The sequence below is a fragment of the Spiroplasma endosymbiont of Phyllotreta cruciferae genome (assembly GCF_918697755.1).
This window is the reverse complement of the sequence record NZ_OU953854.1, coordinates 17,751-44,350: the sequence shown is the minus strand read 5'-3', so window position 1 is coordinate 44,350 and position 26,600 is coordinate 17,751. Positions and strand designations below refer to the sequence as shown.

The window sequence follows — 26,600 nt, the reverse complement described above, 5'->3', positions numbered from 1 at the left end:
ATTCGCATACTCATTTCATCTTGAATAAAAATTAAACCATCTTGAAACATTACGGAATTAATAACCGGTTTTTCAGCAATAACTCCAACTGGTGAAACCACACTTTTTGTTAAATTATAATCAGCATATTTTGTTAATAATTCATCTTGTGTAATTTTTAAAGTATTAACACGAAAAGCAAGTTTTGGAATTGTTAAATTATCTTCCATAACTTTTCGCGCAATCTCTTCATTATATTCATTTCGAAGAATTAAGTATAATGACGACGGAAAACTATATTTAATACTTAACTTTTTTGTTTCATCAGCAAGGTTGATTTCAAAAATATCATCACTGCTTTCAAAAATCCTTTTTAAAGTAGCATTAACAAACCCCGCATATTTTGAATTAAGTTTTTTTCCAATGTTAACTGCTTCATTAACAATAGCATAGTTTGGAATGCGATCCAAGAAACGAAATTGATAAATGCTCATTCATAAGATGACTTGTAGTTTTTGATTAGTTTTTCTATTATCAATAAATTGATTAGCAATATATTCTAAATATAATTTGTTTTTAAGAGTGCCATAAACAATTCGATAAATTAAGGTTTTATCCTGATCAGTAAAACTGGCGTTTAGTTCCATTGTTTTTGCTAATAAATGATTACTAAATTTATTTTTTGCAAAAACCTTCCACAGAATATCTCAGGCTAATTCTCTTGCTCGCATACCTTAACCACCTTTAGTTAACTTATAAACGATTAGCAATTTCTTGCTCTAAAATTGTTTTAATTTTTGCCGCTGCTTGTTCAACGGTATTATTCACAACAACATAATTATAATTACTTTGTAGCGGAAGTTCATCAGCTGCTTTTGCTAATCGGGCTTGAAGAACAGATTCGGGCTCACTTTTTCGTCCACGAATCCGCTTCTCTAATTCATCTAAACTTGGCGGAATTAAAAAAATTGAAACTGCATCAGTAATTTTTTCTAATACTTGTGTTGCTCCTTGAACTTCAATTTCTAATAAAACATTTTTCCCTTTTTCAATTTGTTCAATACAATATGATTTTGGTGTTCCATAATAATTACCAACAAATTCTGCATATTCTAATAGTTCATCATTTTTAATTGCATTTTCAAAGGTTGGTCGATCAACAAAAAAATAATTTACGCCACCAATTTCATCTGGCCTCTTTTCTCTTGTTGTCATTGAAACTGAATAAGCTAAATTTAATTCTTCATATTTAAACATTTCCTGGCAAATTGTTCCTTTCCCAACTCCCGATGGACCAGATAAGATAATTAAAAAACCTTTTTTTTGCACACTAATTTTCTCCTTTTTCTAAACGTAGTATATATAAATACTTTTTTTTATATCTTTTGTAACGTAACATCACTAAGTCAAATTGAGCAAATGATAGTTCTTGATTTGATTCACAAACTATTATTCCATAGTTATTTATAATATTGTTTTTCAATATTGTAGTAATAATATCATAATAATATTGAATTTGCTTAAAAGGTGGGTCCAAAAATAAAATATCAATCGCTATTTGATTTTGAAACATTCAATTTAATAACACATTATAATCATAATTTAATACTTTTCCATTCACAATTTTTAGATTTTGAAGATTAGTTGTAATTATTTGATAAGCACCTTGATGGAAATCATTAAAAAAACATTGTTGTAATCCGCGTGATAATCCTTCAATTCCTAATTGACCACTACCAGCAAAAATATCTAAACCAGTTTTATTTTCATAGATAAAATAGTTATCTAAAATATTAAACATATCTTCTTTCACTCGGGCAGTCATTGGGCGGGTGTTCATTCCTTCTAAAGTTTTAATTTGATAACCCTTATACTTTCCACTAATTACACGCATACTTCTAATCTCTTTTCTATCTTTTTTATTATACTAAATTTCATCAATAATTATGGTATATGTTATAATTTTCTAAGAGGTGATTTTTAGTGTTGCAAAATGAAATTCCAAATAAGGATTGATTAGTATTTGATGATACACCATCAATTCAACAATCATCAAATAATGTTTCGTTTCCATTATCGCCCGAAAATGAACTTGTTATGCAAAAATTAATTGATTTTGTGCGATATTCACAAGATTTACAAAAAAATGATAAACAAACAATTAGACCTGCGGTTGGTCTTGCCGCCCCACAAATTGGTCATAATATTAAGATGTATTATATTAGAATTGAAGATACGGATGATGAAACTGGAACCAAAAAAGTAATTGAGCACGCAATGATTAATCCAACAATTATTGGTAAAAGCGCACAATTAGCTTGTATTGAAGAAGGCGAAGGTTGTTTAAGTGTTGATGGTGATAAAGAAGGCTTTGTTCCCCGTAGTTTTCGAATTATCATTGATGGATATGACTATCTAAAACAACAACAAGTAACAATTACCGTTCGAAGTTATGAAGCAATTGTTTTTCAACATGAACAAGAACATTTAGAGGGTAAATTATATTATGATTTAATTAATAAAAAAAATCCTTGATTAAAAAATTCGGATTGAATTATTCTATAAACTTAATAATTTTTAACTTTTTTAAGAAAAAGTATTTTTTTTGTAAACTTATTAATCTTTGTGTTATAATTTTTTGGATACTAAGGAATTAATTTTTTTCTTTTTAATAATATTAAATAATAAATTTAATAAGAAAAAACTATGAATTTTTAGAATTATGAGGTGATAGTTTCAATGAATGAAGAAAACAAAGAGATAAATAAAAATAAAACAACAACTACAAAACCAGCTAGTATAGTACCAAAAACAACAACACAAAATATTATTAAAAATAAATTTCCAACAAAAGTCTTTGCATTAGGAGGTTTAGAAGAAGTTGGTAAAAATACATACTGTATTGAGCATGATGAAGAATTAATTATGCTTGATGCTGGAGTTAAATTCCCTAGTTCAACAATGCTTGGAGTAGACGCTGTTATTCCAAATTACAATTATTTAAAAGAAAATCAACGAAAAATAAAAGCTCTATTTATTACTCATGGGCATGAAGACCATATTGGAGGAATTCCATACTTGTTAAGAGAAGTAACAATTCCAATCATTTATGCCCCTCGATTAGCTGCTGCTTTGATTCGTGATCGATTAAAAGAAGCAAAATTAGAACAAACCACTATTGTTAAAGAAGTTGACAATATGAGTGTTATTAAAACTAAAAACTTTAAAATTAACTTTTTTGCTGTTAACCATAGTATTCCTGATGCCTTCGGAATTTCAGTTATGACACCAAATGGTAAAGTAGTATCAACAGGAGACTATAAATTTGACTGAACACCATTAGGACATAGCTCTGACATTGAACGAATGGCAAATATGGGACAAGAAGGTGTTATGTTATTGATGGCAGACAGTACAAATGCGGAAGTTGAGGGATATACTCAAACTGAAACAAAAATTATTAAAAATATTGCAGAATTATTCGTAAAAGCAAAAGGACGAATCTTGATTTCAACATTTGCTTCAAATGTTCACCGAATTCAACATATTGTTGAAATTGCTAATAAATATGGTCGTAAAATTTTAGTTTTTGGAAGAAGTTTAGACCGAATTATTAAAATTATCCGTCAAATGGGACATTTAAAAATTTCTGATAAAGCCTTTATTAAAGCTAACGATGCTAAAAACTATAAGGATAACGAGATTTTAATTATTTGTACCGGAAGTCAGGGAGAACCAATGGCTGCTTTATCACGAATTGCTAATAATCAGCATCAACATATTTCAATTATTCCTGGTGATACTGTTATTTTCTCATCATCACCAATTCCTGGTAACCAAGCCGATGTTGAACGCGTTATTAATAAATTGGTTCGTGCTGGGGCAATTGTCCAAGAAAATAGTCCTCTGAGCCATATTCATACTTCAGGGCATGCTTCGCAAGAAGAACAAAAATTATTATTTACATTATTAAAACCAAAATACTTTATGCCAATGCATGGAGATTATCGTATGTTACGTCAACACGGTGAAACAGCAACTAGTGTTAATGTTCCAAAAGAAAACATCTTTATTTGTGCTAATGGTGATCAAATTGAATTGTTAAACGGTACCGGAGAGATTGGAAAACGAATTGAAGCCGAAGCAGTTTATGTTGATGGAAAAGATTTATCTGGTCAAACAACTGCTGTTGTTCGTGACCGTGAAATTTTATCAAAAGATGGTTTAATTGCTGTTGTTATTTCAATTGATTCACAAAATAACCAGTTATTAACACCACCTCGTATTATTTCACGAGGAAGTTTCTATGTTAAAGAATCAGGAAATATTATCAATGAATCAATTCGATTAGCGGCTGAATCAGTTAATGAAGTTTTAAAAACTCAAAAGCCAACTTTTGGTGCTCTTAAAAATGCAATTAAACAATCACTATCGCCATTTATTTACCGTTATAAACGTCGTAATCCGCTAATTATCCCTGTCATTTTAAATAAAAAATAAAAGAATACTTTAATTATTCTATATAATAAACTAGTAAGGTTTAGAGGAGTATTAAAAATGAATGACAATGAAAATGTTTATAATAATTTTAAAAGACAATGATATGAATTAAAACCAACCTTAGTTGATCGTGCTTCACCATTTGATTTTAAATTAGTTAATATTCGTAATACTGGTTATATTTTTATCGGAACAGCAATCTTTGCACCATTTTTTATTAGCATTTTAATTTCATATTTATTTGATCATAATGAATATGCTTTAGTTGGAATGAACTTTGTTAGTTGAATTATCGTTGCTGTTGGTTCTTATTTTGTAATTGGTGGCGCTCAGAACGAAATTATGCGTTCTGGTGCAATTGCATTTTATTATTTTTATTTTATTCCTAATATGGTTGGTTTAATAATTGGTATCATTGCTAAGTCATTTCAGCCATCTGCTTCTGCTTTAACAACAATTAATTTATTAACAAATTTACCTGCTGCTGGGATAACGATTTTTATTACTTACAAAACTTCACCCTTTATTTTTAAAAAAATTAAATTAACTTTTAAACAAGATTATAAACGCTTACTGGTGGTTGGTTTAATTGCAATTATTGTCGTTTTTCTTTTTAATTTTATTTTTGGTTATTTACAATCATTAATAACATCAACTCCATCAAAGAACCAAGAGAATTTAGTTAAAGGTCTTGGTAAGTGATGGAACATTGTGATTTTATCGATTTATACCGTTTTTTTTGCCCCAATAATTGAAGAATTAGCTTGTCGACATGGAATTTTTAGTTTAACAGGAAACAAATGAATTGCGTTTGTTGCTTCGACAATTTTCTTTGCTGGAATGCATGTTACTTCAACTGGTGATTGAGAACACATTATTGGTTATTTAGGAGCATCATTAGTATTAGAAATGTTGTTTATGGTTGTTAATGGAAATGTAACTTACAATATTATTGCACATGGGGGGTTAAATTGTATTACTACCATTTTAATTATTGCAGCTCCGAGTTTTTTAACTAGATAAAATAAAAAGACCTTGTTGAACATATAAAATAAAATTGACAGAAAAAAGAGAGTTAAAATTTCTGTTATATAATTTTATTGAAAGGATGTTCTTTTTTGTGGCAAAACAATGAAATAAAGATGAAAAAATTGAAATATTAGAATTTTCTAAACAAAATGGAGTGAGAAGTTCTGCAGAAAAATATAATGTAGCAAAGTCAACTATTCAAAGATGGCGCGCTTTGAATTAGAAGAAATTGCAAAGCTCCATCTTGCACTAAAAAAGTATGAAGCGAAGACTATTGAAGATAAGTTCTTCGCCATTAATAATTTATCAACAGATTATTCTGTTGATTTTTTATGCCGAAAATTAAAAGTTACTAGACAAGGATATTATTTATGAACAAAAAATGGAATGCCTAAGTATAAAAATTATAATATTAAATTTGCCAATACAATATTAGAATTATTTAATAAATTTAAAGGTATCTACGGATATCCAATGCTGAGTATTTTATTAGAAAAATATAAAAACATAAAACTTAACAAATGAGTTGTTTATAGATACATGAAAATTTTAAAAATTAAATCTATTAAACGTAAAATTAAGCCAAGTTATTTAAAATCTGGACCATTAAGGTTTCCAAATATTTTAAACAGAAATTTTGTTGCAACCAAACCTAATCAAAAATGAGCAACTGATGTTACATATTTACCAATAAAAAATAAAATGTTATATTTATCAATTGTAAGAGATTTATTTAATGGTGAAATTTTAGATTGAAAATTATCTAATAATCTAAATAGCAATTTGTGCTACAAAAATTTAGTTTCAGCTTGAAATTATTCAGGAAAACCAAAAAATGTAATAATTCATAGTGATTAGGGTAGCTCATATACTTCACCAATGTGGAAGGATTTATGTGAAAGTATGCACATGGTTATTTCTATGTCTCGAAGAGGAAATTCGCCAGATAATGGGGCATGTGAAACTTGATTTAGTTCATTTAAAAAAGAATGCATATATTTATATCAACGAAATGAATTAAATTTAAATAATATTTATGAAATTGTTTCGAACTATATTGAGTTTTATAACTTTGTAAGGCCAAGAATATCGCAAAGAAAAACTCCTTTCGAACAACGAATGGAGTTTTTTAATAAAAAAATCTTTTTTTTCTGTCAATTTTAATTGACATCTTCATGTTGGTCTTTTTATTTTTTAGAGTTGTTAACAATTGTTCTAAAAATGAATTAATTTCATTTTGATATGTAAAACTAATAAAGAATGGGGTTCCACCACCAGTAATTTTAAAGTGTTCCTTATTTGTTTGCAAGAAATTATTAAGATTAAAGTTAGTTTGATTTTTTTAGTAAAACTAATAAAACCATATTTTAAGGTTGCATTAACAAAAATAATTAAGGTATTTTGATACTCTTGCAAATATTTATTTAATTTATTACGAACTAATTCAAGAGTTATTTTTTTATCATTAATAATAATTTCTTCCGCTGTTGGGTTATTATTAATAGCAGTTGTTTTAACCGGAAAAGTAGTTTCTTCAATGGTTTGTAATAATTGCTTATATTTTACCTTTGCTATTTCATTTAATTCTTTTTCTAATTTTTCAATTTCAAGGTTTAAATTATTTTTTTCAATTAAGGTTGTTGGTACAGGAAAATCAGGAATCATAAAAGTAAAGGTTGAATCATAACCACTAATTTTTTTTACACTTTGTTCTAAACCGCTTCTTTTTTGGTTAATTCAATTGGTAAAGTATGCTTGCGTTGTTTCCTTATTCGTTGAAAATTGCATTCGAATTTTCTTTTTATCCGCTCAACAATCTCAAATTTCAAAAAAATCAATTTCTTGTAGATTATTAACATGCGTTCCACCACATAAATCAATTGTGGCAGCAGGGAATTCAACTACCCGAACAATTGGATCATATTCAAAATTTGGATGTGCAATTGTTAATTTTACTGCTTAAGCAATTGGCATTTGATGTTCAATTTTAGCAATATCATGGTTAATTAAATCATTAATAATTTTCTGACGCGCTGCTAAAATAATATTTAATCAATTATCGACTTTATTCATTGCTAATAAAGCATAATCAATTATAATTTGAACTGAATCTGTTATTTAACCATCATTTAAAATTTGTTCAATAAGATATGATAAGAGATGTTGGGCATTATTGTTTTTTGTAAGTTTAATGCGACGTTCTGTGTCAATTTTTTGTTCTAAAGTATCGTTAAGATTGATTGTTGCTCATTGTGTATCAACAAGATGAAGATATACTTTTTTATAGATTTGCTTATTAAGATCAAAAACCATAATTTTATGCTTATATTTAATTAAAACACCAATATCTGAAATTTGGCCCCCACCAAGAGCATAAAAAACAGTATGGTCAAAGGCAATAAACCAACTCCGTTTAATTGTTCAACGGGGTGCCCCGCTTCATTAAAGAGAGCTACAACGGTTCCGTTGTCGGTCATTTGTTGATACCCATGAAATTTTGTTAGGGGAATCATAACTTTGTTATCTTGTTTTTTTAAGTTAGTTCATAATAATTCAATTTGTTCATTATTCATAGTAATATCCTTTCTTAATATTAATTAAAATTATATGTTATTTTATAATTTCATTTTTAAATAACTCCTTAAAAATAGCTTCTAAAACTGGAACTACTATTGAATTCCCAGCTTGTTTATATAATTGTCTTCTTGACACAACTTTACTTGCTTTTTCAAAGTCAGAATCTTCAAAACCCATAAGTCGTCAACATTCTTTTTCAGTTAATACTCTAAATTGTGTATGATCAATTTCAATAGGAAATAAACTATAACCATTATTTTTAATTTGCAATAAGAGTAATTGTTCATTTCTATCTTTTTCATAAATAATTAGAGTAGTTGAGATCCTAAGACTCTTAGGATCTTTTGTTAATAAACAATTAGATATTTTTTTATTAACATATTCTCATTCACTAATTTGAAATTTTTCTACATATCCAAAGGCTACTTTTCAATTTTTAGGATTTAAATAATAGTAATTATCAATTTCATTAATTGATTGTAAAAGATCTTGCAATGTAGTTTTTAATTCTAAATGTTCAGGTAATTTATATTTATATAATTGGTCTAAATTTTTAGAGCTAATCATAAATACTCTTTCGCGATTTTGAGGTATTCCATAATTTTTGGAATTCATTACTAATACTAAATTGTAATATCCTAACTTTTCTAATTCAAATTTTAATGATTGAAAATCATCACTAAAATCTGTTATAAGATTTTTTACATTTTCCATTAATAGGTATTTAGGTTTTTTATCCATTTTTGAAATTAAATCAATAGTAGGTCAACACAGATTAGATCTATTTCCTTGGGTGATTCCTTTTCATTTACCTGCCCTTGATATATCTTGACAAGGGAAGCTCCATGTTATTAAATCAGCATAAGGTAAAATTTATAATTTTGTAATATCTCCTAAATTAGGAGTTTTATAATCATTAAAAATTGCTCGATAACTTTTTTCCGTGTAAAGTAAAGATGCAAATAGGATGATTCGCCCTTATTAATTTGATGATATATCTTTTATTAAAAAAAAATAATTTTTTAAATTATATAGTTATTTCAACACCACGAAAAATTATTTTTGTTAAAAATCTAAAATTAATAATTTAATTATTAAATATTTTGTAAAAATACCTCTTTGGAGGATAATAAACCTAAACTCGGTCGTGGTTTCTCATTAATAATTTTCATAACTTTATTAATTTCTTTTTGAGTAATATTGTTAAAATCTGTTCCCTTAATAAGATATTCTCTAATATCTCTATTCATTCTTTCAACTTTGGGTTTTTGTTTGGGTGAACCGGGGTCACAAAAATAAACATTAGTTCCAGTAATTTTTTCAATTCCTTTTCAGTTTGAAAATTCTTTTCCTCTATCAGTTATAATTCCTTTTATATTTTCTTTATAAAGTTTATTTTTAAAAATACTTTTAATTGCTTTATTAACCTCTTCTGAATTATGGTGGTCTAATTTAAAACAAATCGTATATAAACTTTTTTCTTCTGTAAAAGTCAAGCAAGCAGATTGATGTTCTTTTTCAACAATACAATCCATTTGAAATCAACCAAAAGTCCCTTTTTCATGTTCTTCTTCATCAATAAATCTAATATTAGTAAATTGACCACGATCATCTTTTCTATTTTTTGTTTTAAACTTTTTACCTTTAAATGGTAATTTTTTCTTAATTTCATTATCTTCTTCATCAAAAACCCCATGATCAATATATTTATAAAGTGTCACATGTGAAAATGGAAACTTTTCATTATACTTTTTTTCATATTCATAGATAATTAACATCGGTGAATAGCGTCTTTTATTTAAAATTTTCCTTACAAAATTAAGTACTTTTTTTTGAAATTGTAGTGTATTTTATAGATTTTTTTCGTTTTTTCTTATAATCATTATTCGCTTTTTTAGGATTGTATTCTTCTTTAAGTCTTTTAACCTCTAATCTAATTGTACTACGACTTTTATTCATTACTTTTCCTATTTTATAATAATTAGGTGTACCATTTTTCTTTTTAAATTTTTCGGATTCTAAATATTCTTTTAAATCATGTCTTTCTACTAAATTAAAATGTTTAAATTTTTTATTTTCTTTTTTCATAAGACAACCTAGCCCTTTCTATTAAAATATTTATACACTAAAAATTAAAATTTTGTTGACAATCCGTTAAATGATGCTAGGATGGTGATGTAATTTAATACAAGTAGGATTTACTAGCCCTTAATCGATTGTTTAAAAATTACTAAAATTAGAGACTTGGAAATAGACTGCACCCATTTTAGTAAGTACTAATAAAAAGTATTTACTATTTTTTTATTATATCTTTTTCTTTACGATTTGAATATCATGTATTTCATTTTATAACATCTTGTATATATTCTTCATGTGAATTATATATTTTATTATGGATTGTAACTTTCTTAAGTAATGAATGAAAACTTTCTATAACAATATTATCTGCACAGTGGTAATTTTTCCCCATTGAAATTATAATACCGTTAGATACACATTTATCGATATAAATAGCGGATGTGTATTGATATCCGTGGTCTGAATGAATTATTATTCCATTCAGATCTTTTTTTATTAATTTTATTTTATTAATTGCATCATTTAAATTATCTATTACTAATTTATTGTCATTATATTTAGATCACTTTACATCAACTATTTCTTTAGTATATCCATCAATAATTGTTGATTGATAATATTTTTCTCTTTTTCAAATTAAATATGTTACATCAGTATATAGCACTGAAAACCTTGTTTTTATATCATTGAATTTACAATTAATTAAATCAGGATATTGCAATAAACTTTTTTCTTTATTCTGTTTATATTTCATTTTTATTCTCATTTTTCTTACATATTCAGGTTGTATTTGATTATAACGCATAATCCTTAAAACTTTTTTTGAATTATATTTTATATCATAATCTTCTTTTAAATATTTAGTAATTCTTCGATATCCAAATTGTTTTAAATTTTCTTCATAGACTTTTACAATATCATTTATTGCTTCTTTATCTTTTTTGCTACTGTCATAATTTTTATATTTATCTCAATAACTACGTTTTAACCCCGTTACTTCTAATAATAATTTTATTGAATATTCATGACAATTTTGTTTAATAAAAGAGACGATTCTTAGTTTGCTTAATTGTAAAAGTTATGGAGCTTTTTTAATAATTCATACCTTGTTTTATAATATTCTAAATCTCTTTTACCAAAAGAGATTTTAGGTCCTTTATGATTGTTTAATTTTCCTTTTTTATGATTTGCTCATCAAGATTCTACTGTATTTGCATTTAGATTATATTGTTTTGCTACTACTCAACAACTTTTTTGTTTAATTTCCTCAATGATTTTTGTTCTAAATTCTGATGTATATTTGTTATATTTTTGACCTTTTCTTGCCATATAAAAATGCACCTCCTTTAAAAGTTTAGCAAAGTCTTTTTTTAATTTACTTACTTTTTGGGGTGCACTCTAATAATATCTTTTTTTATTTAAGAATTAATGATGGTTGTGTCATTTCGGCAGGAATTTCTTCTTCCAATAATTCTAAAATAGTTGGAGCAATATCGGCAATTGCCGGATTTTTATCACGCAATTTTAATCCTGCTTTGGTAATAATAATTGGAACTAATTGGGAAGTATGTTTTTTATTTGGTCCCCCAGTTTCATCAATCATAATTTCAGCATTACCATGATCAGCAGTAATAATCATAATTCCATTAACTTTTTGCATTGCCAAATAAATTTTACCAAGACAATCATCAATTGTTTTTACTGCTTCAATCGCTGCTGGTAAAATCCCAGTATGACCAACCATATCACAATTGGCAAAGTTTAAAATAATAACATCAAATTCATTACGATTAAGTTCAGCGATTAATTTATCAGTAATTTCATATGCTGACATTTCTGGTTTTAAATCATATGTTGCAATATTTGGTGATGGAATTAAAGCGGCTGATGCACCTGGCAATGTAATTTCAGTTTGGGTTGCTAAACCATTTTTAAAGTAGTCTTTTCCCCCATCAAAGAAAAACGTAACATGTGCAATTTTTTCCGTTTCTGCAATTCGTAACTGATGATAACCCTTTTTACTTAACCATTCTCCTAATCCATTAACAACTTCAATTGGATGAAAAGCAACATGTTTTGATCCAACTGTTGCAGCATATTCCATCATTGACACAAAATAAATATCATTTAATTTTGGCATAAAATAACTTTCTGCTTCATTAACAGGAAAATCAGCATTTGTTAATGCTGAAGCAATAGCAATTGCACGATCGGGACGGAAGTTAGCAAAAAAGACTCCATCACCTGGTTTAATGTATCCTTGTTGAGTATTAATATTATAAGCTGGCATTAAAAACTCATCATTACGACCCACCTGATATTCTTGATCAATATAGGTTAACGGATCACTAAACTCAGCTCCTTTTCGCGAAACTAAAACATCATATACAACTTGAACCCGTTCATATTTTTTATCACGATCCATTGCATAATAACGGCCTCCAATTGTAGCAATTGCCCCTACTTTCAAGTTTGCTTGTAAAGCATTGAATTGTTCAATATATGTTTTAATACATTCTGGTTTGGTATCGCGGCCATCACCAAATAAATGTAAATAAATTTCCTTAACTCCTTCTTTTGCTGCTAACTGATACGCTGCAAAAATATGATTAAGATGTGAATGGACTCCACCATCTGAAAATAAGCCCATAATATGAAAAGCACCATTATTTTGTTTTGCAAAATTAATTGCCGCTAAAATTTCCGGATTTTGATTAAAAGTTCCATCTTTAATAGCTTTATTAATTAATGTTAATGACTCATATTTAATTCGACCAGCTCCCAAATGAATATGACCAACTTCTGAATTTCCCATTTGACCATCTGGTAACCCAACTCATTCTCCCAATGCATGAGCAGCTACTCAATGGTATTTTGCCTTTAACATTTCAACATTTGTCATATGTGCCTGTGTAACAGCATTTCCTTTTGAATCAGGGGCAATCCCTCACCCATCAAGAATTGCTAATAAAATTGGTTGTTTAGCTTTCATTTCAATATTTCTCCTCTTTTTCTTTTTCCTCAACAATTATATAATTATTTTTTATGATTGAAAATATATTTTTCAATCATTTTGGCAACACCGCCCCCTTCAACATTACTAGTAATATCTTTCGCAATTGCTTTAATTTGATCTTGACCATTGTTCATCGCAATTCCTAACCCAACATTTTTTATCATTCAATAATCGTTCATACTATCACCAATTACCATAATTTATGATAGCGTAATTCCCCATTGCTTTGAAATTCATTTTAAACCCGCTAATTTACTAATTCCGGAAGCATTCATTTCAGCAGTATGACTAGCATCAATTGCAATTTCAATGTTTTCAGCGCGTGCTAAAATAATAAATGGATCTGTTTCTTGTACATCCATTACAATACATTTATAAGCAGTATTCTTAATTTCAGATAAATTATCATATTGAATAAATTCACCATTAAAAAAAGTTAATTCTGGATTATTTTCTCCAATCGAGTCAAAATTAACAATTATTTTCGTTAAATAATCAATATAACATCATATTTTTTTGTGATATTTTTTTGCTAATTGAAATAAAAAATTAACTTGTAAAACAGATAACGTTTGTTGATGAACAATCTTGTTTGCTTTAATATCATAAATACAAGCACCATTAAAACCAATAAAATATTGCTGAAAATAATCCATTTTTACTTTTAATGCTTCTGGTAATGATGTTAAAATTGGTCGCCCAGTTGCAAAAATAACCCGCACCCCCATTTCTTGTGCCTTAATAATTGGCATAATATTAGCAGTTTCAATCCCTTGATGAAAACGACAAGCAGTCACATCCATATCTAATGCAATTAATTTAATGTTTTTCATAATTTCCTACTTTCTATTAAAAATTTCATAATTATATTGTAAAAGAAAAAACCATATTTTTAAATATGGTTTATGAATTTAAATAATAACTAGTTAGTGAAATTGATTTATCATTAGGTAATAATGCTCCTGCGCTTTTACTTACAATTGGTGATAAATTTGCAACAGTTAGTTCTGTTCCCAATAATCAATCTTTAATTTGAACCCGAAAAACATAAATAGCTCCAACAGCCCCGCCTAAAATTGCTAGCATTATTAAAACACTAACCAAGACCGTTAATCAAGGGCGTGATTTTTTTACACAATTTTTGCATTGACATTGTAATTCATCAATTTCAACTTCAGCATTTAATTTTCGATTTTTCTTACGATTTCCTTTTTCAGTTTCACTTTCAAATAAATCTGATGGTAAGGCTGCTGCAATGTTAATATTTTTACCGAGACCTACCTTAATATTAGGATCAATTGGAACATTTAATAAATCTGATGGTTTAATATTTCTTTGACCAGAATAATTTTCATTTTGATTTAAACTACCACTTTGTAAATTAGCAATTCGTTCTGCTAAGGTTTGGTTTTGCGTTGGAACAGCAGATGGTTGCTGCACATTATTAGCCATTGGATTCACCCAATGCAGATTTTGCTGCGCTGTTGGACTAAAATTAGTACGTTGCTGCTGAATAATTGGTTGTTGATATTGTTGTTGCGGCTGATACTGCTGTGCCCCGGTATTCAGAGCAGATTGCTGCTGCTGCTGATACTGCTGCGGAGCAACTCCTGCCTGTTGCTGCTGTGAATATTGTTGCGGAGCAACACTTTGTGGTGGTTGTTGCATTAAATTTTGTTGCTGTGAATATTGTTGCGCTATCGGAGCAGACTGCGGCTGATAATGTTGTGGAGCAACATTCTGCTGATACTGCTGCGGAGCAACTCCTGCCTGTTGCTGCTGTGAATATTGTTGCGCTATCGGAGCAGACTGCGGCTGATAATGTTGTGGAGCAACATTCTGCTGATACTGCTGCGGAGCAACTCCTGCCTGTTGCTGCTGTGAATATTGTTGCGCTATCGGAGCAGACTGCGGCTGATACTGCTGCGGAGCAACATTAAAATTACTCCCTTGATTTGGGGAAAGTTGCTGTTGATTATTGTCATATTTATTTTTTAAACCATTATTGGTCCAAGTATGATGTAAACTCATTTTATGCCCTTTCATTTAAATTTTGCCATACACTATTGTATAATAATTATATCATAAAATGAGAATTTTTGCTATGCCAATATTGCTTTTGTAAAAACACTATTAATAATCACACTTGGGCGTTTATTATTATATAAAATATCATATAAAGCTTCAAATAAAGGTAATACTATTTTATTAGCGCGAGCATCTAAAACAATTGTTTTGCAAGTTAAAACTCCTTCAACTGTTTTAGCATGACTTTCTAATACTTTTTTAGCATCATCTACTTGCGCAATTTCAAAACCAAGCGAATAATTTCGTGATTTGTTCGAAGTTGCAGTTAAAATTAAATCTGCCAATCCAGCAAAATTTAAAAAAGTTTCAATTTGAGCACCTTTTGTTTTTGCAAAAAGTTGAATTTCATTTAACCCCATTGTGATTAATGATGCTTTAGCATTATCTGATGCATAAAGACCATTAAAAATTCCTGATGCAATTGCAACAGCATTTTTTAACGCAACAGCATATTCAGCACCAATAACATCTGTATTCGCAAAGGTAACAAAATATTCATTATTAAATAAATTACGAACTTCATGTGCAATTGCAATTTCATTTGAGACTGCCATAATGCAAGTTGGTTTACGTTGTAAAACTTCTTTAGCAATACTTGGACCATAAATCCCAGCATATGCTTTTAAAATTTTATTATCAATTAATTTAACAATTGAATGTGATAATACTTCATGTGTTTCATGATCTAATCCTTTTGCGACATTAATAATAATGACTGGTTTTGTTACTGTTTGATTAAGTTTTTCAATAACTGGTTTAATAGCAATAACTGGAATTCCCAAAATAATATATTCAGCATCTTCAACGGCTTCGGCAAAATTAGTTGTTGCTTTAATCTCCCGATTAATTTTTAAATCACCAAAAAAATGACTATTCAAATGTTCATTGTTAATATCATCAACTTCTTTACTATCAATACCATACATTATAACATTATAATCATTATCAGTTAAAACATTAGCCAAAACAGTACCATACGCTCCCGTTCCGATAATAGTGATATTCTTTTGTTTTTTTCTCATTATTACTTACCTCATTACTTTCTTTCTCTAAATAATATTTTAATTGGTACACCGTCAAACCCAAAATGTTCACGAATTTGATTTTCAAGAAATCGTTTATAGGAAAAATGAATATACTTAGGAGTGTTACAAAACATAATAAAGGTTGGAATCATACTTTCGGGTTGCGTTGCATAATAAATTTTTATTCGCCCGCCATTAAAATCTGATGGTAGATTTAGTAATTGTGCTTTAACTAAAATTTCATTTAAAACACTTGTTTTTACGCGCTGAGTTAAACCAGCATAAACCTCATCAATCGTTTGAAATAATATATGCAAACGCTTTTTTTCTAACGCGGAAACAAAAACCATTTTTGCATAATTTAAATATTTAAAATATCCACGAATTTGTTTTTCAATTATCTGCATTGATCGATCATTTTTTTCTGCTACAGCATCTCATTTGTTAACAACTAAAATAATTGGTTTATTTTGTTCAAAAGCAATTCCTGCAATATTAGTATCTTGATCAGTAATTGGTACTGTTCCATCAATAATTAATAAAACAATGTCACTTCGTTCAATTGCACTAACAGCACGAAGAACACTATATTTTTCTAGTTTTTCATAAACTTTTCCTTTCCGTCTAATTCCTGCTGTATCAATAACAGTATAAAGGTGATCATTTCGTTTAAAGGATGTATCAATTGAATCAGTTGTTGTTCCTGCAATTGGTGAGACAATTACTCGTTCTTCTCCTAAAATAGCATTTGTTAATGATGATTTCCCAACATTTGGCTTTCCAATTAAGGAAAAATGAGTTCCATCGGTTTTTGGTTGAATTGGAATTTGATCTAAATAAGAAATTACTTTGTCTAATAAATCACCAACCCCAATTCCATGGGTTGCTGAAACAGCAATTGGTTCACCAAACCCTAATGTCATATATTCGTATAATTCACTTTCTTTTTCTTGTTTATCATACTTGTTAATAACTAATAAAACTGGTTTTTTCGCACGATATAATATTTTTGCAATCATTTCATCATCTGGCGTAATGCCTTCTTTATACGATAAAACAAAAATAATAACATCAGCTTCTGCAATAGCAATTTCGGCTTGCATTTTAATCTCTTGTGCAAACATTACTTCATTATCTAACGTAATTCCCCCTGTATCAATCATTAAAAATTCGCGAGTCAATCATTCCGAAAAAGCATAAATTCGATCCCGTGTAACACCGGGAGTGTCTTCAACAATCGCAAGCCGGTTTTTAATAATACGATTAAATAATGTTGATTTCCCAACATTTGGTCGTCCTACAATTGCTACGGTTCCTTTTTGTGCCATTTATTTTCCTACTTTCTTATAATCCATTACTACTTGATAAATTGCTGCTACTGTTTGTTCAAAGGTTAAAGTACTACTATCAATTACAATTGCACCAGCAGCAATTTTTAATGGTCCCACTGCACGAGTTGTATCAACATAATCTCGTTCCTTTAACTTTGCAGTAATTTCTGTTAAATTATTTGGCATAATATTATTTTCATTATTCTGACTTCATCTTCGTTCAACCCGAGCAGCAATACTAGCTGTTAAATAAATTTTTACTTCTGCATCAGGTAAAACAACCGTCATAATATCGCGACCAACAACAACGTTACCTTTCTTAATAACTAATTGGCGCTGTAATGAGACCATTGCTGTTCGAATAAACTCAAGGCCAGTAATTTTGTTAATATTATCAAGCACCAAACTTGTTTGAAGCATCATTGTTACATCTTCATTATTAACATAAATTTTATTATTTAGCACTTGATAATTAAACTTTGCCAATTGATTTTTTAACTGCTGATGATTACTAAAATCAAGTTGTTCTTTTGCACAAAAATAAGTAAAAGCACGATAAGTTAATCCCGTATCAATAAACTGATAATTTAATTTTTTGGCCAATTCATAACCAGCAGAAGATTTACCACTACCAGCTGGACCATCAATAGCTACATTTAATTTCATCATCTTCTCCCATTTTCTATAACACAAAGATTAGTGCTAAACAAACACCTAATAAAACAACAAGCAAAAGCATTGTTAATAATAGCATCTTGTAGTGTAGTTTTACTTTACGATAAGTAACTAGTACATTATTATGTTTTTCTTCTAATAAAATACTTGATTCTTTTAACATCTCTGCTGTACTACAATTGTCATTTTTACGCATATGAGCAATTGTACTAAATTCAATATTTGTTGAATTAATTTTAAAATTACTATTTTCTTCTTGAATTTTATCACTTAGACGATGATATGTAATTTTTTCATCTAAAATGCTTTCTAAAATTGTCTGATATTTTTGATAAGTTGGTTTATTTAACAAGGTTTCAGAAATTAAAATATTATGCATAACATCACCAGCATCTTGTTCATTTTTAGGATTAACCTGTGCTGTTAAATTAGTTGTGCTAACAACTTGATCTAACAATTGTTGTAAATCATATTTAAAATCAGATGGATATGGTTGCTCATCTGGATTTTTATCCAAATATACTTTTTCTCAACTAAATTCTTGTTCAAAATCTGATTTAACATTATTAAACAAAGTAGCATCAATTACATTTAATTTTGCCATATAACTATTAATTACTTGATTTGCCTGATTAATTTCTTGATCTAATTCAATTTCTTTCTTAATCATTTCACGTAGTTGGGCAAATTTTTCCATTCTAGTTTCCATTGTACCCCTCCAACTTTTTCAAACTACATTAAAATTATATATTATTATTAAAATTTTTGTTATCATTATAGTAATAAATAAGATAATGGAGGGATCTTGATGGCAGACCGCGATATTTCAAAAAAAAGAACATATGTTAACACTGACTTGTGTATTTCTTGTGGAAGCTGCATTATGATTGATGAAACCGAAACATTCTTTATGGATGATGATGGTTTTGCAAATACAACAGAAAATGATCAAGAACTAGTTGAAGCTCAAATGGTTTGCCCAACTGCTGCCATTTTTATTAAAACATTAGAAGAATTTAAAGAAAATCTTAAGAGTAGTCTTGATACTGATTAAAAAATGTTTTATAAATAATTATAAAACATTTTTTAATAATTATTTTCTTGCCGAGCAAAATTTATTTTATTTTTCTTATTATATGCTGTAATCAAATCAGCTTCGGTAAATTTTAATTGTTCAGCAATAATTAAATATTGATTTAAAACTTGAAAATAAGTTTTAATTGTTTGTTTTTTAATTAATTTGGCACAAGCAGTAAAACATTCTAAATACAGTTTTGTTAAACTAATTGTCTTACCAAAATATTTATTTTGATAATGAAATTTATTAAAATCAACTTGTAAACTACTACTAATACTAATTAAAAAATGGATTCCATCAATATATTCTTCTAATAAAATATCTTGCTCTGAAGCTGGTTTAATACTTCAATATTTAAAATCACGTTGTTCATTAATAAATTCTGCTAATTCAACTAAAAAAGCTAAAATTCGTTTATCTAAAGTTTGTTCATCATTTAACTTAAATTTTGTCAAAATATGATGATCTAGTTTTTTTTGATTTTCAAGTAAATATGTAAAAGTTGTGTTACTTAACATTTTTATTGGCCTACTGTTCTGTTCTAATTTTATTTAAAATTGTTTTTGCTCTCGGAATTTTATCATATTTTTTAACAACTTCCCCCGTTAAGGAAGCAATAATACGTTCTGAAGCAAATGGATCGCGAGGATCATAAATTCATGCATTATCAAAAACTGTTGTCACCTTTTCTTCGCCCATTGTTCCGATAACAATAGCATGAAAACGATTACGTCTTTTTCTTAATACTTTAATTTTTTCAATAATATCAGATGATAAATCCGAAGTCATAAAATCACTAATTACTAATAAATCAGCATTAAAATATTCATTACTATCCATTACCGTTAAAGTATGTTGCAGCGCTGGTTCAACATCCGTATCACCACCAAAACTTTTTGATAAAAAATCAATTAACTTTGGAACAGAATCTTTTAGTTGCGATAAATTATAAACATCTAAACTTTTTGAAAAATTAATCATATAACATGGGCGGTGTTCTGATAAAGCAATTTTAGCAATTGCCAACGCCAAGGCCTTAGCAATTTGTTCGGGACTACCTCGCATTGAAGAGGATGTATCAATTGATAACACAATTGGTCCTTTTTCTTCAGGAACATATGATTCAACTGTGGTTAATTTAATTTGCTCTTTTGGAACTTTATCTTGTGATAAGAATTCAAATGTTGTTAGTTTTCCTTCAATATATTTCTTATAAAAAATATATTTTAAAACATGATCGCGTAGTAAAAATAATTCGGCAGGAAACATATGTTCTAAATCTTTTGATTCAGTAGCACCAATAATTTCTTCTGGTGATAAACCGACTGGTTTTCATTCATAGTCCATCACAATTTCTTCTAAAATTCGCTGTTCAATTAAATTACTTTCGCCTTGATAACGCCCTAATAAAGTTGCAATCTCCATAATTGCCGGGTTACTTTCTAAAAATTTAGCAAACTTATCAATTGCTGTCATATCAACACCCGGTTTCAATAATTGGATTGGATCTCACATTTTTCCAAAAAAATTTCATACTGTTTTTAACAAACTACTAGCTTTATTATAAATTGCAAGTTTATTATATAAATCTTGCATAAATTTATTACGTAAATCTTCAATTTTAGCAAAACGATAATCATTAATTCTTTTAATCAAAATAGATTCTCATATACCAACAAAATCTCGAAATAACATATTCGGATTATTATTTTTTTTATTAAATTCATAACGATAATAATTTAGTCGATCATAAAACGGTGAATTAACTTTAAATAAAAAATCATGTGTTGAAGCATAATTCTTTTTTAAACCCTCATACCCGTTAACATTAATTCAATGAAATAAATAAATTTCCTTTTCAATATTCGGGGTTAATTTAATTTTCATAATTTCATCTTCAATTTTTTGATAATAAAAATTATTAATTTCTTGGTCAAAAATATCACTTAATCATCGATTTGATTTTTTTAGCAGAGCAAAATTTGGACTAGCTAAATCCGTCTTTTTTAATTCTGTTAATTTTTCCGCTAATTTAACTCCCGTTTTTTGCTCTAAATATGGATTCATAGTGAATACTCCTTTGTTTCACAAAATTAATTTTTAACTAAATTTGATAAACTTCCATAATTAGGTTCTGTATTATCTCTTGAACGATAATCAACATCAACAATATCCTCATTAAAGTTTAATTCATCATCATTAAAAGCATTATTAACTGCTAAAACAAAACGGTATTTAAAAAAGATACAATTTAATTCTAATAAACGGTCTTTTTCATCAGGAAAAGCAGTTGCTAAACTATCAATTTCACGTTCAACTGCTAAAATTTTTTTCTCAAGTTTTGAATTATTGTCTTCTACTTTTGAATTTTTAATTTCAACTCTAATTTCTTCATCTGTTTTAATAACTTTAAAAGTACTATCATTCACATAACTAATTTCAGTTTGTAACACATCAACCATATTATCTAAATCTTCTCCATAATATAATTCAACTAATGTCGGTTGCGTTTTGTTATGACGAGCATCAATCAAATCTTCAACGCGAATAAAGCAAATTGGGTATTGTTGATTTTTTCAAAGAATCCGATGGAAAGTTCCTTGTAATTTTCCATCAAAAACATCTAAATACTCACTTTTACGACTATTAACTCCTTGAATATCTTCATATTGCGCTGATAATTCTTCTAATTCTTTACTTAAACGATTCTTTTTTTCACGAACATCGTAAGTTAAAGCATCTAAATAAAACTCATTAAAAATAGCATTATATTCTTCTTCTTGTTCTTCATCATCTCAAATACAATATGGAATAACTAATCAATCTGCCTTGTCAACTGTATAACGACCATTATAAAAAGCTGATGCCTTAATTAAATGAGCAATCTTTTTTCATCGACGATCAGAAATATAATATTCACCGTCAGTCGCAATATACATTGCTTTTCGAAACCGTGAAATAAAATCAAATGTTGACTGAGTTATTTTAACTTTATTAATTTCTTTTCGTCACACATCATATTCTTCATGCGTAATTTGTAAAGCTTCATTAACTTTAACATCTAATTCTGTTACTCCGGCAATCATATCATTAAAATTTGCTTCATCCTTTAAACCATGAGCAATATAACGAATAATAAAACGGTCATATAACGCCTCTAATCCTTGCCCTTCTGCTGGTAACTCATTTGACGCAGAAATCAATAATTTCATTGGAACTTTAATATCAACTCCAGCATTACGAAAAATCTTTTCATTAATAATTGTTAATAAAGTATTTTGAATTGAAGGTCCCGCCTTTCAAATTTCATCTAAAAAAACAATTTCTGCTGTTGGCAAATATTTATCAATTAATCGTTTATAGACTCCTTTTTGTAAATCCTCAATTGAAATTGGTCCAAAAATTTCCTCTGGAGTTGAAAAACGATTCATTAAATATTCAAAAATAGTTCCATTTTTAAAAGCATGTTTTAAACGTCGTGAAACTAATGATTTTGCAATTCCTGGTTTTCCTAAAAGAAAAATAGATTCCCCACTTAGCATTGCTAACATTGCTAAATTAAAAATTTCTTCTTTTTCATAAACATTTTGTTGTAACTGTTTTGTTAATTCTTCTAATCTTTCTGTAAGTGTCATCATTCTTCTTTCCTCCTTAAACTTCTAAATTAATTCTTCGTTTGACATCATCTGATTTAACAACTAACAGACATGCGCCAACAATTCAGATTGAGGTAATTACTAAAACTAAAACAATAAATATTAATAATCACTGGCTAACTGGTTCTGATGTGTTTGCTTTAATACTACCTAAGATTAATAAAGTCGCACATAGAATTTCAACAAATAGAAAGTACAAAATCGCTAACATAATATAGGCAACTGCCCAACCGTAAACTGCTCCGGCAGTTCGCGCCATCCCCATTGGAATAAAATACAATAAACTAAATAATAATGTAATAAATAAAAATCCATAACTTAAAATATCCTTAACATAAATATTAGCAAAAACCTTAATATTAGGATCAACATAGTTACTTAAAGCAATTAAGATTGCTTTTTGGCCAATAAAGTACGCCAAAGTAATTGCGAATACTTGACCAAGAATAATAAAACTACGCCCAACCCGTTCTAACGGACTATCTCAAAACATGCGACGTTGAGAAAAATCATTATTTTGTGTTGGTGAAACATAACTAAAACGATTTTGTTCTTGTTTTGATAATTCTTTAACATCTTCCTCGTACTTTCGTCGTTCTTCCTCTGTATCAAGTAACTCTAAATCCGGAAATTTGCTCCCATATGTTGGCTTATTTTTATTCATTTTGAACCCCCCTTTTGCTACATATTGAACCATATTGTTATTATTTTAGCATTTTTTCATAAATTTAAGCAATTAAATTACATTTTTCCTACTTTTCAACAACGAAAATATGTTGTATTATCCCATTAAAATATTTTGAACCGCCCATTGCTGTTACTTCAATATCATATCAATAGGTTCCTGACGTTTAAAAAATATCACTATCATTTAGGCGCCTTCCATTTGTATCAGTGATAACAATTGTAAAATAATTAATAATATCATTAATATTATAACCATCCTTATTAATTGCTTCTTTTAATTGATTCATAATGATACTTATAACATTTTGAACAGAACTTCCAACTTTTTGAGCGCCAGGATTAGTCTTATCATAATATTTGGTCGTATAAAAAAGATTGGGGTTTTGGAAAAAAACTCGGAAATTGAATAAGAATAATAAATTAAACCATTTACTAAAATGGTTTTTTTATTTGTAAAACCAAAATTATTAATTAATTTAATTGATTCAGAGAAAGGGCAACATCTTAAGTTCTTAAAATAGAAACTTTTTACACAACTTTCTGATAACCTCTTTAAGTTGTTTACACATTTATAAATATTTTAGAAATCTTTACAAAGTGTACCTGTTTTTCTCCTAATTTAAGGTGTTGCCCCTTCTCTGTTTCAGTTAATTAATTTATTAAAATTACAACTTAATGCAGAGTGGGATAGTTATTTTAAATAACTAAGTGCTTCCATAAGAACATGAGTTTAAACTCATTCCCACAAGCCATCCGAGGCAAGTACTGAAATAGTGTATGAGGAAAAAAGTAAATCGGCGCTGGTTTTATAACTAAGCGATAGTCGTGATAAGTCCATGGTTAATATCAAACGACAATAAAAAAGAGATAGTGACTTTACAAATAAATTTGCGATAGATATTACTTCTTAGAAGTGACAGCGGTTTAATAAAAACAACAAAGTCAGCATTAGGCTCTTCAAGATGCGAGTGAATTTATTTTAAAAACTGAACGCTTTGACCTGAAATGGTGCGGATGAAGAGAGAAAAAACTCTCTGGCATTACCTTATAAAAACAACTGTCGATTATTAAACAATATAACCGCCACCGCTCACCCCCAGTGAAGCGGATGGCGTAGTAAATAAATAGATAAATACTTATATAACTAATTATCGCTGGCACTTTCACTTGGGAGTGGGTGCCAGCGAGTTAAAAATAGGAGGAATTATAATGACAGAATATAAAAGTAAATATATTAATAAAACTTGAAATGAAATAACAACATCATTTGATTGAGTTAATTGTCAACCTGTTGATTGTAGTATTAAACATCATAAAAAGCATTATGATTTGCAATGTTTAGAATGAACAAAAATGTACTTAAATTTATTTAAAAATAATTGAGATGTTATTGTTTCTTATATGCAACATTACAAAATTAACGATATTTTAGATTTAGCATCAGATGGATGAAAAATATTACAAATTGATAAAAAAATTAAAGGAATAATTTAGGAGGTTTATATGAAAAAGTTAAATAAAATTTGTCTTAAACAAAAATACTGAGGTTATTGCTTTAAGTGCAATATAGAAAATAAATTACAAAAATTAATGCTTAAAAGTTATCCAGTTTCATTTGAAGATATGACAGATGAACATTGAGCATTAGGAAAACAAAATTAGGAGAAATTAAATTATGAATAAAAAATATTTATTAAAAATAAAAAGTAAATACGGTGATTTAAAAACAGAATTCTTTTATACATTATAAGAAGCAAAAATTACCGCTAATGTTGAAAATCAACAAGAGTGATTAACAACTATTATTGATTTAGAAGATAACAATATTACATGACAAGGAAATAAATAATTATGTGAAAAGATGAAAATGGTTATGTTTATACTGAAGAAGATTTATTTAATTTAGCATTAGAAGAATGTCATTCAGAAGAAAGTGCTTATGAATATATTGATAATTTAATTGAAGAAATGGAATTAGAGGAATATAATAATGAATAAATTTATTGGAATTGGTAGAACAACTAAAGATATTGAAATTAAAAAAACACAAAATGGTAAAGAATATAGCATCTTTCAATTAGCAGTAATAAGACCTTATTCAACTAAGAAAGAAACTGATTTTATACCTTGTCAAGTTTGAAATAAACAAGCAATTACTTTACAAAAATATTGTCAAAAAGGTAGTCAAATTGCAATTACTGGTATTTTACAATATTTTAAAGATAAGGATAATAAAATACAGTGAGTAGTTCAAGTATCTAATTATGAATTTTTACATACAAATAGTGACTTAAAAGAGATATATCTGAAAAATCAAATGAAATTATTGCATAAAAACAAATAAATTATAATTCAGAAAGTATTAAAGAATTATTTGGTGATAATGATGCAATTAAATGAGATTAAACCTTTATATATTTTTAATGATAAATTACATAAATATAGTATTTTAATCCCTAGTGTAAGTCAAATTGTTAATATTTTAGTGCCAAAAGATTTATCATATATTGATAGTAATATTTTAAAATTAGCACAAACTCGCGGAATATGTTTACATAATATGATTGATGTTTGATTAAAAAATAATTTTGATGATGAATTAATTGACTTTATTGATTGTGAAATAAAATCACATCGTGAATTATTTAAAAATTTTACAAAACTATATCAAGAAACTTTTAAAGATATTAAATTTAAACATTATGAAACTGAAAAAACACTTTATAACCCTTTAATGTGTGGTACAACTGATTTTATTGGAATAACTATTGATAATGAATATATAATATGTGATTGAAAAATTACTAGTTCTAATGAAGAAACTGATATTAAACGCTATATTTGACAATTAAAACTTTATTATTTATTATAAAAAGATTT

32 protein-coding genes and 3 pseudogenes are annotated in these 26,600 nt (G+C 27.9%); 12 read left to right on the top strand and 23 right to left on the bottom strand.

Annotated elements, in window-relative coordinates; all coding sequences use genetic code 4:
* The 3 genes from NL276_RS00260 to rsmD all read right to left on the bottom strand — a co-directional run.
* Positions 1-710: transcription antitermination factor NusB (locus NL276_RS00260; RefSeq protein ID WP_305879827.1), on the bottom strand; the 710-nt coding region annotated here is incomplete at its 3' end.
* Between the two features lie 22 nt (positions 711-732).
* Positions 733-1,308, bottom strand: coding sequence for a guanylate kinase (gene gmk, locus NL276_RS00255; RefSeq protein ID WP_253301483.1), 576 nt, complete (start codon positions 1,306-1,308; stop codon positions 733-735).
* 1 nt (position 1,309) lies between these two features.
* Positions 1,310-1,882 (bottom strand): 16S rRNA (guanine(966)-N(2))-methyltransferase RsmD, encoded by a 573-nt coding sequence (gene rsmD / locus NL276_RS00250; protein WP_256468789.1) that lies wholly within the window; start codon positions 1,880-1,882, stop codon positions 1,310-1,312.
* 80 nt (positions 1,883-1,962) lie between these two features.
* Between rsmD and def the strand changes: the two genes are divergently transcribed.
* From def to NL276_RS00225, 6 genes are all read left to right on the top strand, one after another.
* Entirely contained in the window at positions 1,963-2,544 is a 582-nt protein-coding gene (gene def / locus NL276_RS00245) for a peptide deformylase (RefSeq protein WP_253301482.1), read from the top strand.
* 174 nt (positions 2,545-2,718) lie between these two features.
* Positions 2,719-4,479, top strand: a complete 1,761-nt coding sequence (locus NL276_RS00240; protein ID WP_253301481.1) for a ribonuclease J — start codon at positions 2,719-2,721, stop codon at positions 4,477-4,479.
* Positions 4,480-4,536: 57 nt separating this feature from the next.
* Positions 4,537-5,502, top strand: coding sequence for a CPBP family intramembrane glutamic endopeptidase (locus NL276_RS00235; RefSeq protein ID WP_253301480.1), 966 nt, complete (start codon positions 4,537-4,539; stop codon positions 5,500-5,502).
* A 97-nt stretch (positions 5,503-5,599) separates the two neighbouring features.
* On the top strand, positions 5,600-5,731 hold the full coding sequence (locus NL276_RS04950) for a hypothetical protein (protein WP_256468771.1): 132 nt from the start codon (positions 5,600-5,602) through the stop codon (positions 5,729-5,731).
* Positions 5,713-6,366 (top strand): DDE-type integrase/transposase/recombinase, encoded by a 654-nt coding sequence (locus tag NL276_RS00230; RefSeq protein ID WP_253301479.1) that lies wholly within the window; start codon positions 5,713-5,715, stop codon positions 6,364-6,366. Before NL276_RS04950 ends, NL276_RS00230 begins: the two co-directional genes overlap by 19 nt.
* A 45-nt stretch (positions 6,367-6,411) precedes the next feature.
* Positions 6,412-6,672 (top strand): integrase core domain-containing protein, encoded by a 261-nt coding sequence (locus NL276_RS00225; protein ID WP_253301478.1) that lies wholly within the window; start codon positions 6,412-6,414, stop codon positions 6,670-6,672.
* Between the two features lie 51 nt (positions 6,673-6,723).
* Here the strand turns inward: NL276_RS00225 and NL276_RS00220 are convergent, their stop codons facing one another.
* From NL276_RS00220 to NL276_RS00150, 15 genes and pseudogenes are all read right to left on the bottom strand, one after another.
* Positions 6,724-7,296: a hypothetical protein gene (locus NL276_RS00220; RefSeq protein ID WP_253301477.1), complete on the bottom strand. Its 573-nt coding sequence runs from the start codon at positions 7,294-7,296 to the stop codon at positions 6,724-6,726.
* Between the two features lie 330 nt (positions 7,297-7,626).
* On the bottom strand, positions 7,627-7,854 hold the full coding sequence (locus NL276_RS00215; RefSeq protein WP_370281058.1) for a hypothetical protein: 228 nt from the start codon (positions 7,852-7,854) through the stop codon (positions 7,627-7,629).
* Positions 7,842-8,081: a hypothetical protein gene (locus NL276_RS00210; RefSeq protein ID WP_253301475.1), complete on the bottom strand. Its 240-nt coding sequence runs from the start codon at positions 8,079-8,081 to the stop codon at positions 7,842-7,844. The genes NL276_RS00215 and NL276_RS00210 overlap by 13 nt, the downstream gene beginning before the upstream one ends.
* A 37-nt stretch (positions 8,082-8,118) precedes the next feature.
* A complete protein-coding gene (locus tag NL276_RS00205; RefSeq protein ID WP_256468788.1) occupies positions 8,119-8,940 on the bottom strand; it encodes a DNA cytosine methyltransferase in 822 nt (273 codons plus the stop codon).
* A 239-nt stretch (positions 8,941-9,179) separates the two neighbouring features.
* Positions 9,180-10,173, bottom strand: a pseudogene (locus tag NL276_RS00200) (IS30 family transposase).
* Positions 10,174-10,378: 205 nt separating this feature from the next.
* A complete protein-coding gene (locus tag NL276_RS00190) occupies positions 10,379-10,930 on the bottom strand; it encodes a DDE-type integrase/transposase/recombinase (protein ID WP_253301472.1) in 552 nt (183 codons plus the stop codon).
* A 12-nt stretch (positions 10,931-10,942) separates the two neighbouring features.
* Positions 10,943-11,089, bottom strand: a pseudogene (locus tag NL276_RS05025) (helix-turn-helix domain-containing protein); the annotation flags it as partial.
* A 140-nt stretch (positions 11,090-11,229) separates the two neighbouring features.
* Positions 11,230-11,493: a transposase family protein gene (locus NL276_RS00185; RefSeq protein ID WP_253301471.1), complete on the bottom strand. Its 264-nt coding sequence runs from the start codon at positions 11,491-11,493 to the stop codon at positions 11,230-11,232.
* An 85-nt stretch (positions 11,494-11,578) separates the two neighbouring features.
* Positions 11,579-13,156, bottom strand: a complete 1,578-nt coding sequence (gene gpmI, locus NL276_RS00180) for a 2,3-bisphosphoglycerate-independent phosphoglycerate mutase (RefSeq protein ID WP_253301470.1) — start codon at positions 13,154-13,156, stop codon at positions 11,579-11,581.
* A 44-nt stretch (positions 13,157-13,200) separates the two neighbouring features.
* Positions 13,201-13,983: pseudogene (locus NL276_RS00175) on the bottom strand (HAD-IIB family hydrolase).
* Between the two features lie 100 nt (positions 13,984-14,083).
* Positions 14,084-15,211 carry a hypothetical protein gene (locus NL276_RS05005; protein WP_305879826.1) on the bottom strand — a complete coding sequence of 376 codons (1,128 nt, stop codon included), beginning with the start codon at positions 15,209-15,211 and terminating at the stop codon, positions 14,084-14,086.
* A gap of 71 nt (positions 15,212-15,282) precedes the next feature.
* The gene (locus NL276_RS00165) at positions 15,283-16,290 is read right to left on the bottom strand and encodes an NAD(P)H-dependent glycerol-3-phosphate dehydrogenase (RefSeq protein WP_253301469.1); all 1,008 of its coding nucleotides are present in this window, start codon (positions 16,288-16,290) and stop codon (positions 15,283-15,285) included.
* A 14-nt stretch (positions 16,291-16,304) separates the two neighbouring features.
* Positions 16,305-17,621, bottom strand: a complete 1,317-nt coding sequence (gene der, locus NL276_RS00160; RefSeq protein WP_253301468.1) for a ribosome biogenesis GTPase Der — start codon at positions 17,619-17,621, stop codon at positions 16,305-16,307.
* Positions 17,622-18,290 (bottom strand): (d)CMP kinase, encoded by a 669-nt coding sequence (gene cmk, locus NL276_RS00155; RefSeq protein WP_253301467.1) that lies wholly within the window; start codon positions 18,288-18,290, stop codon positions 17,622-17,624. It abuts the gene before it with no gap.
* Positions 18,291-18,306: 16 nt separating this feature from the next.
* Positions 18,307-19,008: a hypothetical protein gene (locus NL276_RS00150; RefSeq protein WP_253301466.1), complete on the bottom strand. Its 702-nt coding sequence runs from the start codon at positions 19,006-19,008 to the stop codon at positions 18,307-18,309.
* Between the two features lie 99 nt (positions 19,009-19,107).
* On the opposite strand from NL276_RS00150, the gene NL276_RS00145 reads away from it, so the two are divergent.
* Positions 19,108-19,353, top strand: a complete 246-nt coding sequence (locus NL276_RS00145; protein WP_253301465.1) for a ferredoxin — start codon at positions 19,108-19,110, stop codon at positions 19,351-19,353.
* Between the two features lie 32 nt (positions 19,354-19,385).
* Here NL276_RS00145 and NL276_RS00140 read toward each other — a convergent pair whose 3' ends face one another.
* The 5 genes from NL276_RS00140 to NL276_RS04945 form a co-directional block, all read right to left on the bottom strand.
* Complete coding sequence (locus tag NL276_RS00140; RefSeq protein WP_256468770.1) at positions 19,386-19,895, bottom strand: dUTP diphosphatase; 510 nt, start codon at positions 19,893-19,895, stop codon at positions 19,386-19,388.
* Positions 19,896-19,905: 10 nt separating this feature from the next.
* The gene (locus NL276_RS00135; RefSeq protein WP_253301463.1) at positions 19,906-21,444 is read right to left on the bottom strand and encodes a VWA domain-containing protein; all 1,539 of its coding nucleotides are present in this window, start codon (positions 21,442-21,444) and stop codon (positions 19,906-19,908) included.
* Positions 21,445-21,470: 26 nt separating this feature from the next.
* Entirely contained in the window at positions 21,471-23,015 is a 1,545-nt protein-coding gene (locus NL276_RS00130) for an AAA family ATPase (RefSeq protein ID WP_253301462.1), read from the bottom strand.
* A 13-nt stretch (positions 23,016-23,028) separates the two neighbouring features.
* Positions 23,029-23,697 carry a hypothetical protein gene (locus NL276_RS00125; RefSeq protein WP_253301461.1) on the bottom strand — a complete coding sequence of 223 codons (669 nt, stop codon included), beginning with the start codon at positions 23,695-23,697 and terminating at the stop codon, positions 23,029-23,031.
* Between the two features lie 187 nt (positions 23,698-23,884).
* Positions 23,885-24,007: a hypothetical protein gene (locus tag NL276_RS04945; protein ID WP_256468769.1), complete on the bottom strand. Its 123-nt coding sequence runs from the start codon at positions 24,005-24,007 to the stop codon at positions 23,885-23,887.
* A gap of 922 nt (positions 24,008-24,929) precedes the next feature.
* On the opposite strand from NL276_RS04945, the gene NL276_RS00120 reads away from it, so the two are divergent.
* The 5 genes from NL276_RS00120 to NL276_RS00100 all read left to right on the top strand — a co-directional run bounded on the left by NL276_RS00120 (position 24,930) and on the right by NL276_RS00100 (position 26,592).
* Positions 24,930-25,214, top strand: coding sequence for a hypothetical protein (locus NL276_RS00120; RefSeq protein ID WP_253301460.1), 285 nt, complete (start codon positions 24,930-24,932; stop codon positions 25,212-25,214).
* Positions 25,215-25,223: 9 nt separating this feature from the next.
* Positions 25,224-25,382: a hypothetical protein gene (locus NL276_RS00115; protein ID WP_253301459.1), complete on the top strand. Its 159-nt coding sequence runs from the start codon at positions 25,224-25,226 to the stop codon at positions 25,380-25,382.
* Between the two features lie 189 nt (positions 25,383-25,571).
* Positions 25,572-25,718, top strand: a complete 147-nt coding sequence (locus tag NL276_RS00110) for a hypothetical protein (protein ID WP_253301176.1) — start codon at positions 25,572-25,574, stop codon at positions 25,716-25,718.
* The gene (locus NL276_RS00105) at positions 25,711-26,064 is read left to right on the top strand and encodes a single-stranded DNA-binding protein (protein ID WP_253301458.1); all 354 of its coding nucleotides are present in this window, start codon (positions 25,711-25,713) and stop codon (positions 26,062-26,064) included. The genes NL276_RS00110 and NL276_RS00105 overlap by 8 nt, the downstream gene beginning before the upstream one ends.
* 42 nt (positions 26,065-26,106) lie before the next feature.
* Positions 26,107-26,592, top strand: coding sequence for a hypothetical protein (locus NL276_RS00100; protein WP_253301457.1), 486 nt, complete (start codon positions 26,107-26,109; stop codon positions 26,590-26,592).
* The last annotated feature ends 8 nt before the right edge of the window (positions 26,593-26,600 follow it).